The organism is Actinacidiphila oryziradicis (assembly GCF_005047355.1).
Classification (GTDB): Bacteria; Actinomycetota; Actinomycetes; order Streptomycetales; family Streptomycetaceae; genus Actinacidiphila; species Actinacidiphila oryziradicis.
The window spans coordinates 1-14,104 of record NZ_SUMC01000151.1; the positions used below are offsets into that span (position 1 = coordinate 1).

Here is a 14,104-nt window from a genome sequence, read left to right on the forward strand (position 1 = left end):
CAGCCGGCACGTCGCGACTGTTCACCAACTCCCGCAACTCAGCGGTCTGTTCCACAGAGAGCTCCATGCCAGAACCAACGAGCCCCATCGATCAAAGTAACGACTGCAGGATCACGAGACACTAGCGGTGGACTTCTACGCATCCGACCCGTGTGCCCGGACCTCTTGGCGACTCGCCATCTTGATGGGTGCCAACTCCCGCACCTACAAGTTCGCTCTCGGCGCCGCTCTGCTCAAGCACGCCGAGCAAGGCAGAACAGACGTCTCGCTCAGCGAACTCGCCCTGCCATACGCCACGGGACTGGTGGAGCACCTGGCTACAGGGCCCCAAGCGCCGACGGGGATGTCGGTCCGCGAGTCGGACTTCCTGGCCGTAGCCGCGCGCGAGGCCGAGGAGTCGAAGGCGCTTGGCCATCCCACCGAGCGGCTACTCCTGGCGGCGGTCCGCTCCATGCCGGCGATGGTGATGCAAAAGTTCCATAACCTGCGGGGCGGTACCGAGATACCTCATCGCTTTTACGAACTGGAAGGCAGCCCGCGCGAGCGCATCGTGCGCCTGACACCTGCCCTACACAAGGTCGCCCGGTCGGAACAAGCGGCCGGTCTGCATGGCGAGCTGGGCGCGCGATGGAACATCGTGGAGAGCTCCTTCGCAGCGGGCATCGGTCGCAGTCTTGTCGGCGAAGGCGTCTCCGTGGACTGGGCCACCCTCACCCTCACCGACAAGCGCCGACGCCGCTCGGTCACCGGGGTCGCCGAAGCCTTGATCGGCTTCCAGCATGGCCGGTGCCTCATCTGCACGGAAATCATCACTTCCGACAGCAAGATCGCCATTGACCACGTCTTTCCGTTCTCGCTCATGCGGCGATACGGCAGCGTGGCCGGCTGGCACGGGCCCGATCTGGACGTCATCTGGAATCTCGCCCCAGCCCATGAGGTCTGCAACAGCGCCAAGAGTGACCGGCTCCCCACTCGCGACGAGCTCCAGCGACTCGTCCAACGCAATGAGGCAATCATGCTGTCTCCCCACCCTCTCAAGAAGACCTTGCAGCTCAGCCTTCACAGTGCACGCCGTGCCAACGGTGCGGAGGGACAGTGGCCTGGCTTTCTCCGCGGAGTCCTGGCCGCCTGTGGGTGATCTTGATCGATCACTGATCCATCGATACGGATCAGAACGTTGACCCACAACGAGGCGGCTCGACACAGGCTGGGCCGTCTCAGTCTCCGTCTCATTCACGGTCGTTCAGAGCCGTTCACGACGGTACGCCATGCTGACCCGCCACAGGTGACGACCCGGCATGTACGCAGGTGAACGAGGGTGGATGACCCATCGCAGGGCACCAACAGACTTGGAAAGCGTGTTGGGGGCAACCCCTCACGAGTTCGAATCTCGTATCCTCCGCAGGTCAGATGGCCCGCACCGTTCGCCGGTGCGGGCCATCTGCGTTCGTAGTCTCATCTGTAGTCTCAACGCGGCTTTTCGGGGTCCTCCCGCTGACCCTCCTCCGCCGTCTTCGCCACCTTCCAGATGAGTCCGCCCACTGCCTTGGCCGCGTCCCTGCGAATGCCCGGCGTGACGTGCTGGTAGCGCGCCGCCATGGCCGTGGAGGACCAGCCCATGATTCTCATCACCACCCGCTCCGGGACGCCCAGGCCGAGCGGGACCGTCGCGGTACTGCTCAGTGGTCGGGTATCGAATGCGCTGCGAGCCAAGCCGACACCGTTACGAACCGTCCTCCAGCGCGAAGCGCAGGTACCGTTCTGCGGAACGACGTACTGCAGACGCCCCATCGGCGGTGACCACTCGCCCCCAGAACGCTCCGTAGATGCGCTCGAAGGCGAACGGTTCGACCAGCGCAAGCGCACGACGGATGGTGCTCGGTCGCTCCGGAATGAAGTTGGGAATGCTGTACATGAAGCTGACCCACCGCCGGTCCATCACCACCATGAAGATGTCGCCGCTGAACAGCGCACCGCGCCCCTCCGGGTCATCATTCCAATGCAGCACGGTGCCTCCGGCGAAGTGCGTGCCCGCGTTGATCAGCGTCATGCCGGGCACGATCCGGTGGGTGTCGCCGGTCCAGTACTCGATCGCCGGATCGGGCCGCCCGACCCAGTCACGGTCTGCGGCGTGGACATACACCGGGGCATCGAAGGCATGGCCCCATTCGGTCATCGTGCCGTAGAAGTGCGGATGGCTGACGGCGATCGCGCTGATCCCGCCCAGCTTCTCGATCTCGACTGCAAGATCGTCATCGAGGTAGCCCACACAGTCCCACAGCACGTTGCCGAACGGAGAGCGGATCAGCAACGCACGCTGACCGATGGCCACCGATGGCTGCGCGCCGACGCCGATCACGCCGGGGCCTTCCTCCTCGAGCCGGCCGCGCCGGCCGCTGGCGTGTAACTCGGCCAGCGTGGTCCACTGTTGACCCTGCCAGCCTACGTACTGCCGTTCATCCAGGCAGATCGGGCAGTCGATGCGCGGCGGTTCGTACTGCACACCGCAGGTAGAGCAGATGGGAAGCTGAGTACCGGTTACTGATCCGACTGGCTTCGGAGACGACACCAGGGCATTCCTCTCTCTGTGAACCCACTACGTGTCGATGCCAACGCCTGGACAGCCGCCGAAATGCCTGTCCTGTGGTTGCGGCGCGGACCTGGCGCAGCCGGTTCGTCGTCGGCGTCTGCCGCCGACGTTGTCTATCGCTGTCCGGTCCACATCGACGGTGGCGACATCGGCGAGGGCGCGGCCGATGTGGTGGGTATAGGCGGGTGGGATGGCTTCGGCGATCTCGCGGCGTACGTCGGTCCAGTGGATGCCCATGGCTTCCTGCCACTGGGGGACGGTGCCTTTGCCGCCGCCTTGTCCGTAGACGGCGAAGTAGGGGCCGCTGTACTCGAATCCGGCGAGGTGGTAGCCCGTGGCGGCGCCGCCGGCGCCGCAGCACGCGTTAAGGACGCGCAGGCGACGGGATCGCCGGATCGGGATGGGTTGGGTCATGCTGGAGGTCTCCAGTTCTGTTGTGAGTGCTGGGAGACCGGGGCGACCGCGGATCTTTGGCGAGAGGCGCGGTCGCCCCGGGCGTAACTACCTGCCGGTGGTGCGCCAGGCGAAGGGCGGGAGGGCCTGCGCGCGCTGGTAGGCGTCGATGGCGGCGGCGTCGCCGGGCGCGCCGGACGGGCCGGGGTAGACGCGCCCGCCGTCGAGCGAGGCGAGCATGCGGGCCCCGTGGTGGACGCACCCGAGCGTGCCTACCGTGATGGCGTCGCGGGCGCGGCTCATGAACCGGTCGCGGATCTCCACCGCGTCGTGCGGCCCCTCGCACGGGGTCGGGTCGTCCGGGTGAGCCGCATCGCAGCGGCGCGCGTCCGTCTGGCCGGTCTGCGGGGTGACGGTGGTGGGGAGTTCGGCGGTTACGTACAGGCGGGTCCTGCTGCCGGAGCGGGAGGGGTAGCGACGGTGGGTGCCGGTGGTGAACACCGTCGCCAGGGCGGCGGTGATGCGGTCGGTGTCCACGGGGTCGCAGATGACGCGGACCTCGAACACGGGCAATCCTCCTTGTCGGTGGGGTGTTCAGCCGTGGAAGTGGTTGCGCTTGAAGACGGCCTTGCGGATGTTCACCACCGTTCCGCCCTCGCTGCGGCCGTGGCCGAGGACCTGCACGGCGATGAAGCCGCCGAAGATGACGGCGGCGGATGACGAGCTGCTGGACCAGCGCGGCGAGTGCGGCGATGAACGAGGTGAGCAGGACCAGGCCGCCGCAGACGGCGGCGAACCCGACGCCACCGAGGGCGATGTTCACTGCCGTGCGGCTGACGGCCGGCCGCGCCTCGGCAGCCGCGGGCGCCGGCGGGGTGAGGGCGTAGCCGGTGACGATGCGGCCGTCGGGGAGCTGCACGCTCTGCACGACGGCGACCGCACCGGGCGCGGGTGCGAGCGGTGCCGCATGCGGTTGCATGGGGGTGAACGGTAGGGGCTGGTGGACTTCGACGGCCGTGTGTCGGGCGGCCGGGCGGGGACTGTGGATCGTCATGGCGGCGGGTCCTCTCGGTCGGGTTAGCGGGTGCCGGCGCGGCGGGTGCGGGTCCACGCGTTCCAGAGGTGGCGGCCGGTGCGGATGCCGTGGCCGTGGCAGTGGCGGCAGTCCTTGCCGCGCTTGGGTCGTCCCTTGCGGTCGGTGGTGAGGGCGTGGCCCATGCCGTGGCAGTGCCGGCACGGGGTGAACGGCCGGAGCCAGCACCGGCCGATATAACCGAGGGTGATGAGCAGGAGGCAGGCGCTAGCGAGGACAGCAAGGGCCATGAGGGGGCTCCCCGGCAGGTTCAGGGGGTTTCCGCAGGTGAGTCGCTAGGTGCTAGCGACCTGATCAGTGCCGGTGTGGGTCGCTAGCGAGGTCGCTAGGTCTAGCGAGGTGAGTTGCTAGACCTAGCGACCTACGGGACCTATCGGTCGGGCCGCTTGCTGTTGCGCTGAGTAATCGCGTCGATGATGTGCTGACGCTCGATGCCGCGCCGGTTGGCGCCCTTGCCGCCCTCGGCCTTGCCCCACACCTGGCCGGTGGCGATGCCGTACCGCTTCAACGCGGACGCGAGCTGGTCCGCCTTCGCACGACCCTCCAGCCCTGCCCATGCGCCGTACGCGTCCGGGTTGAGGTCGGCGAGGCGGTCCACGACGGTCTCGGACCACACCTTGTCCTCGGTGCGGCCCAGCACCATGGCCACCTCGTCGAGGATCGCGTCCGCCGACCGCGTCGCGGTGACCTCGCCGGCGGCGTCGCCGGACAAGGTGCCCTCGGCCTCCCGCAGATCGCGGGCGCGGGTCAGGACGGTGTCGGCGTCACGGCCGTCGGCGAGGTAGGTGCGCACGATCCCGGCATCATCGGACATGCCCTTGAGCAGCCCCACACCCTTGTGAGACTTCAGCAGCCGTGAAGCGTCCAGACCCTCGCTGTAGGAGCCGGCGCCCAGCACCACATCGGAGACCTGCCAGGACCCCACCCGCAACGAGAAACGGGCCTGATGCTGGTCACGCAGCACCGACGGGCACGCGGTGTCGTCCGGCTTCTGCGTGGAGTTCATCACCGACACCCCCACCGCCGGGGCGACGCGGGCGAGGTAGACCAGCAGCTCCAGGATGGTCTTGCCGTGCACGGGGTGCTGCAAGTACTCCTGCACCTCGTCCACCACCACCAGCGTGAGCGGCATGTTCAGCTTCTTGTCCCAGCTGATCTCCGGAGTGAGCTTGCCCTCCGGGCCACCCGCGTCGCCCCCAGCAGCGGCGAGCGGCCGGCGGGGACGGCGAGCGGGTCCCGGTCGGCGATCCACAGCGACACCCGCCGCGCACTGGACTCGTCCTTGTCGAGGAAGAGCTGAGTGGTCGCGATGTCGATACCCGAAGCCAGAGCCTCATGCTTCATCATCGCGTCGGCGAACGTCCTGCCGTACGGCAGGTCCACCACGACCCGCCAGCCATCGCCGTCCCGGCCGATCGGACGCGGGAACGCAATGCCCTGGTCGGCCTTGGTCAGGCCGGCCGCAGCGAACGCCCGGGTGATGATGTCGGAGGACAGCTTGCGCTTGCGGAAGGTCACCTTGGCCCGGTCGATCAACGGCCGGTCCGCCGGCGCCCCCACCACACCCAACGTCGTGGTCAGCGTCGCCACCGTGAGGTAGAGCACCCATGAGGGTGCCATCACATACAGCGTGAGGGCGGCGGCGAGGCCGACGAATCCGACGACCGTGGCGAGGATGCCGCGCAGCCGCACGCGGTCGTTGCGCTGCCGCGACAGACTCAAGTACTGCCCGGCATCCTCAGCGGCCACGGCCGCCAGTCGCAGCGGGCGGCCCTCGGTGTCGAACACCCACTTGCCGACCGCCGACGACCAACGCCACGCTCCCCGCGGGGAGTAGGCCAGCAGCTTGGGCGTGTAGACGCACGGCAGGCGCAGCGCGTGATACCCGACCATGGTCGAGTAGTGCCGCACCGCCCAACGGCGCACCGCCGTGCGCTGGTCGGGCAGCTTCACCCACTCCGGCAGCACCGGAAGGCGGCCCTTGTCCTTGGCCTCCATCCACTCCGCCACCGACGGCGGGTAGACCGCACGCGGCGGGTCGACCGGGGCGCCCTCGGTCAGGTCGTCGGCCTCGGGGTCGTCCGTGTCGGGAAGCGTGGCCTCCCACTCACCCGGCTTCACCTCGCCGACGGCGAGAGCGTCCGCACCGGGCGCGGGTGTCTTCTTCAGCGGGAACGTCAGGACGTCGGCCGTGCGGCCGTCGGGGTCGTCGGGAGGCGGGAAGGCGTTGTTTTCCGTCACGATGGTTGGTGCTCCTTCATCGGGAGTAGGGCCCGGCCGTCGCTGTAGGAGGTGGGCGGCCGGGCCCGTTCGGTGTAATGAGCCGTGCAGGTCAAGCGGCGAGAGACGGACTTTCCGCGCAGGTCACACAGCATCCGAGCGAGGCCGGAATGACGTATCCGGCGTCCCGTCGGCAGGTCGGGCAGGTGCGGCGGGCAGCGTTCGCCAGCGCGAGCGCCGCCCACTTCGCCGGCGTCATCGGCCGCACCGGAAGCGCGCGGTCGACGCGGTACAGGTAGGCGACCCGCACCCGGCGGCCGTAGCGGCAGGAGAACCACATGAGCTGAGCGGCGATGTTCTGCCCGCCGGGCCGCAGGCCGGCGGCTCGCAACTGGCGGCGGGTGGCGTACCCGTCCGGCGCGAGACGGAACGGGAAGGTGGGCATCCCGTACTTCGCGCCGGTCGGGTCGCTTCGCCAGGGGTTCGAGTACGTCCGAACAGTCCGTGAGGGCGGCGCGGTCAATGGCGGCCCCCGCGTGTCCGGATGGCTGGCCCAACGGCTGGCCCGTCCGACGGATCACGGATTCGTGGACGACTCGCCGGCTCCGGAACGGGTACCCCTGGCGCGGTGACTGAAGCCATTGGCGGGCGCCATGGGGCAGGCCGTTGATTGCACCGCTGGTCAGTACGATGCGGGAGCGCGCAGGGGCGCGTGACCGGGGCGGGGGGAGCGGGATGGCGGAAGCCGAGGGGCGCAGATTCGGGCCGGGGCGGGCGTGGCTGGCCGTGCTCGCGCTGGACCTGGCCGTGAGCGCGGTGGCCACGTACTTCCTCCTCGAACCGGACAGCGGGGTACCGGGGGAGTCCGCCGGGCCCAACGCGTCGCTGATTGCACTCCCCGTGCTGCTGATCGGCTCGGTACTGGGGACGTGTTGCGCGGTGGGGCGGCGGGCGAACCATCCGCAGACGGTACGGGCGGGGATCGCCGTGGCGGTGATCCGGCTCGTCCTGCTGAGCCTGCCTGTCGCTGTTCAGCTGTCGCTGGAACGCTGCGGTTGCTGATCTTCCCGTCGTGAGGAATGACGATCAGCCAGGAGGTACCGGACGACGTGATGGCGGCGTACGAGCAGCTGTGCCATGAAGGCTTCACGAGTCGGCTCGTGCCGGACAGCGCGGAAGCGGGCCGCTGAGCCGACGTGGGGACACCCGCCAAGCAGTCTGAGTAACAACTTTCTCTACGGTTTCAAGGCACCCGGCTGCGCTGCGCTCCGCCGGGCGCGCGTCCGGCTCCCGGCCGGCCGTCGCTCCTGTCTCCGCCCCGCTCGGCTCGGCCGGCGCCGCGCGCGCCCGCGTGGAGTAGGCCGAGGGCATGAGAAGCGAACCACGACAGCCCGGGGCAGCGCACGAACATGCCTCCGGCGAGGGCGCTCCGGCTCCGAGTTGGACCCAACCCGCCAGCGTCCGCACGTTCGTTGTGGCGTGGGCGGGGCTCCCATCCCACCTGCCATCGACCCGGGCAAGCCGAGCGGGCGCGGCCCAGGGCGTCAAGGTCGTTCGTACAGTGGCGCGCTCCACCTTGACGCCCTGAACCACGCCCGCTCCACAGGAGTGCGGGCCGACGGCAGACGGGATGGGAGCGGGGGGATGCTGTGGCTGGGCTGGGCGCTAGCGGCTTGACTGACAAGATGCGAAAAATCGGGGCGATGCGCAGCGGCGCGTCCCGCGCTGCGGGCACTGGCAGGAAGGGACGGGATGATCGTCGATACGGGGGCTCCGCGGCGAACGAGGCGCTGGCTCGTCAAAGCGGTTGTGACTGCCCTGGTGGTGCTGCTTGCCCTCTGGCTGGGTCCTGCCACATGGCGGAAGGTTCAGGATGTCTCCGAGGGGCCCGACGCGGCAGCGCCGTCATGTTCCTGGCCGGTCGACATCCAAAAGGGCAACTCGGACCAGGCCGGACTCATCCGCTGCTACCTACGCGCGGTCGCCCAGCACAGCGTGAGCGAGCTCCGCGCGGTGGTCCCATCGCCAGACAACAGCGGCCCCATCGGATTCTCGACTGCCGACTTCACCCACACACATGACGTCAACAGCGGCACCACGACAGCAACCGTCGTCGGTAATGAGTCTGACAGTGCCGACGCCACCGTGGTGATCCGCTACGCCGACCGGGCGCGGGATCAATTGGAAATCCACCTGGCGAACCCATCCTCGGCACACTCCTGGCGGTTTTGGAACCTCGGCACGCATCCGAGCGACGCGAATCCCCCGCCCGACGCACGACGATGACAAACCGCCGACAGTCCCACGCTGCTCAGGCAGGGCGGTTTCAAAGTCTGAATGATCACTGATCTGTGCTGGTCAGGCGATGCCGGGGAGGTCCAGGGGGCGGGTGAACGGCTCGTAGGACATCTCGCGGAGGCCGGCCGCGATGTTGGTGTGTCCAGCGGTGCGAGGGTGGTTGATCGCGAAGTTGCGGAGGGTGGCCATGTTCTCGGGTCCGCGTCCGGTGCGGACCAAGAGGCCCTGCTTTCATGTCCCTGCGGCCTGCCTCCGAGGCAGGCCGCAGCCCGGGCACCGATCAGAGCGTGCTGCTCGGTCTGTGGTCGGCGGGCAGCGCGCAGGCTGCTGTGCCGCCTGGCATCCGCTCGCGGTTGTTTGCGATGAGTCTGTAGGTGCCGTGAGCAAGCCACCGTACGGGAGGCAGGGCCAGCAGAGTGCCCAGGAGGGTCCACCCTCTGCCTGCGTTCAGCAGGAGCTTGGCGATGGCCTGGGAACCGCCGTGAACCGTGCCTGTGGGAGTGACCCACAGCACTTCGTACTCTGCTCGCTGCTGGGTGATACCCAACGAGCCCAGATCGGCGAACTGCCAGGCAACGACGTTGCAGTGGGGCCGGATGCGGCGCTCGGCGAACCGCACCGAGGTCGTGCAGAAACTGCAGTCACCGTCGTAGACAAGCACAGGTGACCGTCCGGGTTGGGGGCTCATCGGGCGGTCACGATTCCGTCGGCTGGGCCCGTGCGAGCGTGCGTCCCGCGTCGTTTCCGCATCCGCCCGGCAAGACTCGTCGAGCGGTTGCCTACCCAGATGAGAAAGGCGGTGGGCAGGAAGACGGCGTCGCTGACGATCATGGCCAGTGACAGGAAGGGAATGCCCAGGAGGACCGCGATCCCCACGTGCTCGAGCATCATCACCGCCAGCAGCACGTTCTTGACCCTGCGGTACATGAGCGTGAAGGGGAAGGAGATCTGCATGATGACCGTTCCGTAAGAGAGCAGGAAGATCACCAGCATGTTCGCCGTGAGGAGATCATTCAGCCAGGGCCACGGCCGGAAGAGGTCGACGTGCATCGCGTAGTACACGGCGCTGCCGTCCTGCCACTTGGACCCTTGGCTCTTGTACAGGCCGGCTGAGCCGTAGATGAAGCAGACCTGCACGGCGATCACCAGCATCGCGCAGTTGTGCAGCATGGCTGAGCCGCTGTCCAGCAGTGAGCGAGCCGCATGGCGGGGGAACCACCGGTGCGCGGCGAACCACAGGCCCTGGACGCTCCACATCACCCAGAAGACCCCGAGCCAGCCTGCCCAGTTGACGATGGACATCCACAGGAGCGGCAGCCCGAGCGCCAGCCACATCACCACACCGGCCCGGTCGTGCCGGGGCTCGCGCGGATGCAGCCGACGGCGGCGCGCGTCCAGCGAACAGACCTGTCCACATCGAGTGAATGCCAGGTAGATCGCCATGATGCGGATGATGTTGTCACCGGCGTCACCGACGAAGGGGCTGCGGTTTTCCACCGAGAGCACCCCCACCAGGAAAAGCACCGCTGTGGCCCGGGTGCGCCAGCCCAGCATCAGCAGAACGGCTGCCGCGATCGCCCCGTGGTAGACGAGTTCGAACCACCACCGCCCACCCGACCACGCCAGCACGGTGAAGGAGTGTGTGTCGGTGGCAAAGGCCTTGGCAATGTCGAACGACCAGGGACTGAGGTCGCCGAACAGCACACGGCGGTTCGGCCATTCCTGCAGCAGGTAGAACGCGAAGAAGAAACCGTAGCCGATCCGGATGGTGGCGGCCTGGTACGGCGAGTGGGTACGGCTGGCGAAGGCGACAAACCGCGCGACGCGGTCGGCGATTAGGCCGCTCACGGACACAGGCACGGTGAGCACCGGACCGGACGGCGGCCGGGAACCAGAAACAGGGGGCGATCCGAGGCCGGTGACGCTGTCCACAGGAGGATGGGGCGCCGGAATGGCAGCCTTCTTCGTCGCGGAGTGGTCGATATTCACGTCAGCCCCCTTGTAGTGCTTTCTTTCACCGGCCACCACGGAAGCACCCGGTAATCGGTGTTGTCCGAGGCGGGCTGCCCGGTCCACTTGGGAGGGGCCACCAAATTCGTGCGGCTGGCGAGCTGGACACCGACGATCCGCTCACCGTTCCATTCCCGCCCGAAGTTCTGGAGCGCGATCCGCGCCAGGTATTCGGCGGAGAGCGAACCGCGCATGCCGTTGGTGTTCTCCTCCTTCTGGTTGTGCGAGCTCACGTAGAATTCCCAGGCGCAGCGGAGCACGTTCTGGTCCAGATGGCTGGGGAGCGGGTCGTGTCTGATGGCCTCGAGATGCGGAGCAGAAAGGTTGACCCAGTCCGAGGTATGGCGGGTACCGTCATACCCTGCGGTCTGCACTCGTGCGCCGATCGCGATATTCTGCGCGTTCGGGTTCGGGGCGAACATCTGCCAGTTCTGACCGAATTCGGGATAGATGTATGCATTGATCTGCTGCTGGTACTTATTCGTCACTGAACTTGCCGGCGAGAGAGTCAGGAACACCATCGCGAGGTGCCACAACACGGCGCCGAGCAGTACGACAGCGGTCGCCGTCTGCACCACCAAGGAGGGGGTGGACCAGGTACGCGCGGAGCCATCGGGCTCCTCGGGCTGGATCACGTACCCGGCGTCGAGGGCCCCTCCGCCGTGCGGCGGCGCTGCGTTGGACGGCTCGTCGGCCTCCCGGGTCGTCCCGCCGGCGGCGCCGGGTGCCCGGGGAGGACACACCCCGGGCGCGTGCCTGCGTGCCTCCCCTTGTCCCCTGCCGGAGCCACCTGGCGGACCCTCGTCGGCGCGATGTGCGTCGGAGCCCCCGTGCGGCGGATGATCGCCACTGGTCTTTGTGGACTGCTCCATGATGCTCCTTGCGCTCTGCGGCTCGTACGGCCCTGTGATCAACACCAGGCCGTACGAGCCGCCCCGGCGCGCCGCCATTTGCGGGAGCGCCGGTCTGCCTCTTCGACTCCGCAGGCTTCCCCGACGTCACCGTGCCTGACGTGACGTCGGGTTCCACCGTTCACCTTGCGGACGACCTCCGGAATCAGGTTGCGTCACCCTGTTGCGGTTGCCGATCCCGTCGTTACGGTCAGCCGCCCATCCCGTTGTTCCCGTTGTTCCCGGGGTTCCCGTTGTTGCCGTTGTTGCCGTTGTTGCCGTTGTTGCCGTTGTTCCCGGGGTTCCCGTTGTTGCCGTTATTGCCGTTGTTGCCGTTGTTGCCGTTGTTGCCGCCGATGAGACCCATAGGGATCAGGGACACGTTCAGAGACGGGCTGAACCTCACGTTCTGGGTGCAGTATCTGAAGGTGCCACCCTTGCAGTTGTGGTCCCGCCGGATAGACGTGGACCCGTCCAGCCAGAACCTCCTCGAGTTGTCCTGCCGGAAGATTTTGACGTCGCGGCCGCGGCCGCGGCCGTCATCGTCGTCGTCATGCCCCCAACTACCCGCTTGGCCGTAGGAGCTGCCCGCCCCGTCACGAGGCAACCCGAACGGGTCCGCGACAGCTGTACCTCCCCACGACGCTGCACTGACGACAACCCCTACGACGATGGCCCGGAAAGCCTTCATCGAAAAACCACCTTCCACGATGAGCGAAACGGTCGAGTCACTCCAGGCTCTCAACGACCACTTATGAGGGAAGTAACGAAAAGTTCTGATCGGCATGCTCCGAAAGTGTCACTTCCCTTGAACCCTGGGACCGTCCGCTATGCGTTCACAGTCCCAACGAAGCCCACGGCAAAGAAAAGACTCCCGCGTGATCGAATGCGGCAGCAGCCGTGCAGGCAGTGACCCCAAAAGGCGCAATTTGAATATGAGAAGAACGTCGCATTGCATGGGACTTAGACGGTGCCCTATGTGGTGAGTCGCATGAGGGGTTGTAACAGCAAAGTGCGGCGGCAAGTATCTTCCATCTGACCATCACTCCGAACAGAATTCTTACCGGCACCAGTGGAGATCCGCTGCTGGAGTACTGGGCCACAACTGGGCCGCCGCTTGGCACCCTCGGTGCCCAGGGGCGGACAGGCTGGGGACAGGCAGAGGCCGCCGGAGCGGAAAAGTTTCTCCGCAGCCTCTGCCTCGGATGCCCAGGCATTGGATAAACGAGCCGTCAGGGGCGGGGATACCCCCGTTCACCGGAATGGCGCATGCGGAAGGCCGCCAGGGGCAAGGAGCCGTCCGACAACACCTGCGCAGAGGTCGAGCGGGTTTTCGCCGAGAAGAAGGTGAACCTCCGCCGTTGCGGCGGCATCCTCGACCAGGTCCTCTCCGACTTCGACGCGGCAGGCCAGTGGGCCGGCCTGGACGAGAAGGCCGGCCGCCGGGACGTGGCGGACGTACTGGAGACCTGGGGCCGCACCCAGTCCCTTCACCGGTTCTCCGTGGTCCTCAAGAGCCTTGAGTTCAACTGGGGCTACATGAAGGAGCACGGCGTCCGGGGGTTCTACGTGATGACGCGCGGCTACATCGGGCGTCTCCAGGAGAACACCGACCGCTGGCACGCAGCGTGGGATGCCGAGATCGCAACCGGTGCGGTGGACCGCATCGCCGCCATCGAGTGCGACCTCGCCAGCATGGAGGCGCCGATGCACTGCGACGTGTGCCAGAAGACGATCACGGCCCTGTTGTACCTGGACGAGTAGGCCCCGGTACGGGGCCCGTTCCGGCCGCTCGACCTGTCCAGGGTTGGGGGCAGCCGGAACGGGTGTGTGAGGCCCGCTCCGATCGCGCGGCGGGGGAACCGTGGAACCCTGCCCCGTCACGGGCCGGGGTCTTACCGGGGCTCTCTCGCGACCGAAGCGGGGGTCTGTCAGACGGTGTCCAGCACCGGGCGCCCGGCGATCAGGAACGGTGTCCTGCCATTGTCCAGAGCGCTTATGGCCGCACGTACACGGGGCGTGCCGCGCTCGCGGAGAGGATCAAGCACTTCTTCGAGGCATCGGGCGGCACGTACGGCTCGCCGCGGATCACGCTGGACCTGTGGGCGGAAGACTGGAAGGTGTCCGTGAACACCGTCGCCGAGATCATGGCCGAGCTCGGCCTGTACGGGCGCGAGCCGAAGAAGCGCAGGTCGCTGACCCGGCGGGGCAAGCGGCCGGCCGCCCGCGACCTGGTGTGGCGTCACTTCGACGCCGTTGCACCTAACCTGCTTTGGGTAGGCGATATGACCGAGATTGACACGGGTGAGGGCAAGCTGTACCTGGCAACGGTGATCGACCTGTTCTCGCGCCGCCTGCTCGGCTACGCGATGGGCGATCGCCACGACGCGGCCCTGGTCAGCGCGTCGCTGCGGATGGCGGCCGCGACGAGGGGCGGCAGCGTGGACGGAGTGATCTTCCACAGCGACCGCGGGAGCGAGGGGGGATTCAACTGGTCGTCGCAACACCTCAATCGTGTGGAGGATGTTGTGGCGCAGGGAAGAGCTCGTGCGGCGATCTTGGCTGGTCGTCCGCCGCTTCGATCTCCTGGACGGCCCCCGGTCAATCAAC

Annotated in this window: 17 protein-coding genes and 3 pseudogenes; 6 read left to right on the forward strand and 14 right to left on the reverse strand. The window is 67.5% G+C overall.

Going from position 1 to position 14,104, the window contains the following annotated elements:
- Window positions 1-343: 343 nt before the first annotated feature.
- A complete protein-coding gene (locus FCI23_RS50195) occupies window positions 344-1,138 on the forward strand; it encodes an HNH endonuclease (RefSeq protein WP_246144817.1) in 795 nt (264 codons plus the stop codon).
- A gap of 329 nt (window positions 1,139-1,467) precedes the next feature.
- Here the strand turns inward: FCI23_RS50195 and FCI23_RS50200 are convergent.
- From FCI23_RS50200 to FCI23_RS50235, 9 genes and pseudogenes are all read right to left on the reverse strand, one after another.
- Window positions 1,468-1,677, reverse strand: a pseudogene (locus FCI23_RS50200) (site-specific integrase); the annotation flags it as partial.
- 46 nt (window positions 1,678-1,723) lie between these two features.
- Window positions 1,724-2,503, reverse strand: coding sequence for an MBL fold metallo-hydrolase (locus tag FCI23_RS50205; RefSeq protein WP_246144818.1), 780 nt, complete (start codon window positions 2,501-2,503; stop codon window positions 1,724-1,726).
- Between the two features lie 93 nt (window positions 2,504-2,596).
- A complete protein-coding gene (locus FCI23_RS64405; RefSeq protein ID WP_407646150.1) occupies window positions 2,597-3,004 on the reverse strand; it encodes a hypothetical protein in 408 nt (135 codons plus the stop codon).
- 87 nt (window positions 3,005-3,091) lie between these two features.
- Complete coding sequence (locus tag FCI23_RS61670; protein ID WP_246144819.1) at window positions 3,092-3,550, reverse strand: hypothetical protein; 459 nt, start codon at window positions 3,548-3,550, stop codon at window positions 3,092-3,094.
- A gap of 27 nt (window positions 3,551-3,577) precedes the next feature.
- Window positions 3,578-4,037, reverse strand: a pseudogene (locus FCI23_RS50220) (hypothetical protein).
- 23 nt (window positions 4,038-4,060) lie between these two features.
- A complete protein-coding gene (locus FCI23_RS50225) occupies window positions 4,061-4,306 on the reverse strand; it encodes a hypothetical protein (RefSeq protein ID WP_136730659.1) in 246 nt (81 codons plus the stop codon).
- Window positions 4,307-4,446: 140 nt separating this feature from the next.
- On the reverse strand, window positions 4,447-5,208 hold the full coding sequence (locus FCI23_RS61675) for a hypothetical protein (protein ID WP_246144820.1): 762 nt from the start codon (window positions 5,206-5,208) through the stop codon (window positions 4,447-4,449).
- A gap of 2 nt (window positions 5,209-5,210) precedes the next feature.
- Window positions 5,211-6,317 (reverse strand): hypothetical protein, encoded by a 1,107-nt coding sequence (locus FCI23_RS61680; protein ID WP_246144821.1) that lies wholly within the window; start codon window positions 6,315-6,317, stop codon window positions 5,211-5,213.
- Window positions 6,318-6,408: 91 nt separating this feature from the next.
- Entirely contained in the window at window positions 6,409-6,741 is a 333-nt protein-coding gene (locus FCI23_RS50235) for an RRQRL motif-containing zinc-binding protein (protein WP_136730660.1), read from the reverse strand.
- A gap of 25 nt (window positions 6,742-6,766) precedes the next feature.
- Here FCI23_RS50235 and FCI23_RS61685 point away from each other — a divergent pair.
- The 3 genes and pseudogenes from FCI23_RS61685 to FCI23_RS50250 all read left to right on the forward strand — a co-directional run.
- Window positions 6,767-6,928 (forward strand): annotated as a pseudogene (locus FCI23_RS61685) (GNAT family N-acetyltransferase); the annotation flags it as partial.
- A gap of 103 nt (window positions 6,929-7,031) precedes the next feature.
- Entirely contained in the window at window positions 7,032-7,358 is a 327-nt protein-coding gene (locus tag FCI23_RS50245) for a hypothetical protein (RefSeq protein ID WP_136730661.1), read from the forward strand.
- A 690-nt stretch (window positions 7,359-8,048) separates the two neighbouring features.
- Entirely contained in the window at window positions 8,049-8,582 is a 534-nt protein-coding gene (locus FCI23_RS50250) for a hypothetical protein (RefSeq protein WP_136730662.1), read from the forward strand.
- A gap of 72 nt (window positions 8,583-8,654) precedes the next feature.
- On the opposite strand, the gene FCI23_RS57670 is transcribed toward FCI23_RS50250, so the two are convergent.
- From FCI23_RS57670 to FCI23_RS57675, 5 genes are all read right to left on the reverse strand, one after another.
- Window positions 8,655-8,813, reverse strand: coding sequence for a hypothetical protein (locus FCI23_RS57670; RefSeq protein ID WP_169317370.1), 159 nt, complete (start codon window positions 8,811-8,813; stop codon window positions 8,655-8,657).
- Between the two features lie 61 nt (window positions 8,814-8,874).
- Window positions 8,875-9,282, reverse strand: a complete 408-nt coding sequence (locus FCI23_RS50255) for a thiol-disulfide oxidoreductase DCC family protein (protein ID WP_136730663.1) — start codon at window positions 9,280-9,282, stop codon at window positions 8,875-8,877.
- Window positions 9,279-10,442, reverse strand: coding sequence for an HTTM domain-containing protein (locus tag FCI23_RS50260; protein ID WP_136730664.1), 1,164 nt, complete (start codon window positions 10,440-10,442; stop codon window positions 9,279-9,281). The genes FCI23_RS50255 and FCI23_RS50260 overlap by 4 nt, the downstream gene beginning before the upstream one ends.
- 137 nt (window positions 10,443-10,579) lie before the next feature.
- Complete coding sequence (locus FCI23_RS50265) at window positions 10,580-11,239, reverse strand: DUF5819 family protein (RefSeq protein WP_136730665.1); 660 nt, start codon at window positions 11,237-11,239, stop codon at window positions 10,580-10,582.
- A 466-nt stretch (window positions 11,240-11,705) separates the two neighbouring features.
- Complete coding sequence (locus FCI23_RS57675; RefSeq protein ID WP_169317369.1) at window positions 11,706-11,876, reverse strand: hypothetical protein; 171 nt, start codon at window positions 11,874-11,876, stop codon at window positions 11,706-11,708.
- An 887-nt stretch (window positions 11,877-12,763) separates the two neighbouring features.
- Between FCI23_RS57675 and FCI23_RS50270 the strand changes: the two genes are divergently transcribed.
- Complete coding sequence (locus tag FCI23_RS50270; RefSeq protein WP_246144822.1) at window positions 12,764-13,258, forward strand: hypothetical protein; 495 nt, start codon at window positions 12,764-12,766, stop codon at window positions 13,256-13,258.
- A gap of 62 nt (window positions 13,259-13,320) precedes the next feature.
- A partial coding sequence (locus FCI23_RS50275) for a DDE-type integrase/transposase/recombinase (protein WP_169317371.1) occupies window positions 13,321-14,104 on the forward strand: 784 nt, incomplete at its 3' end.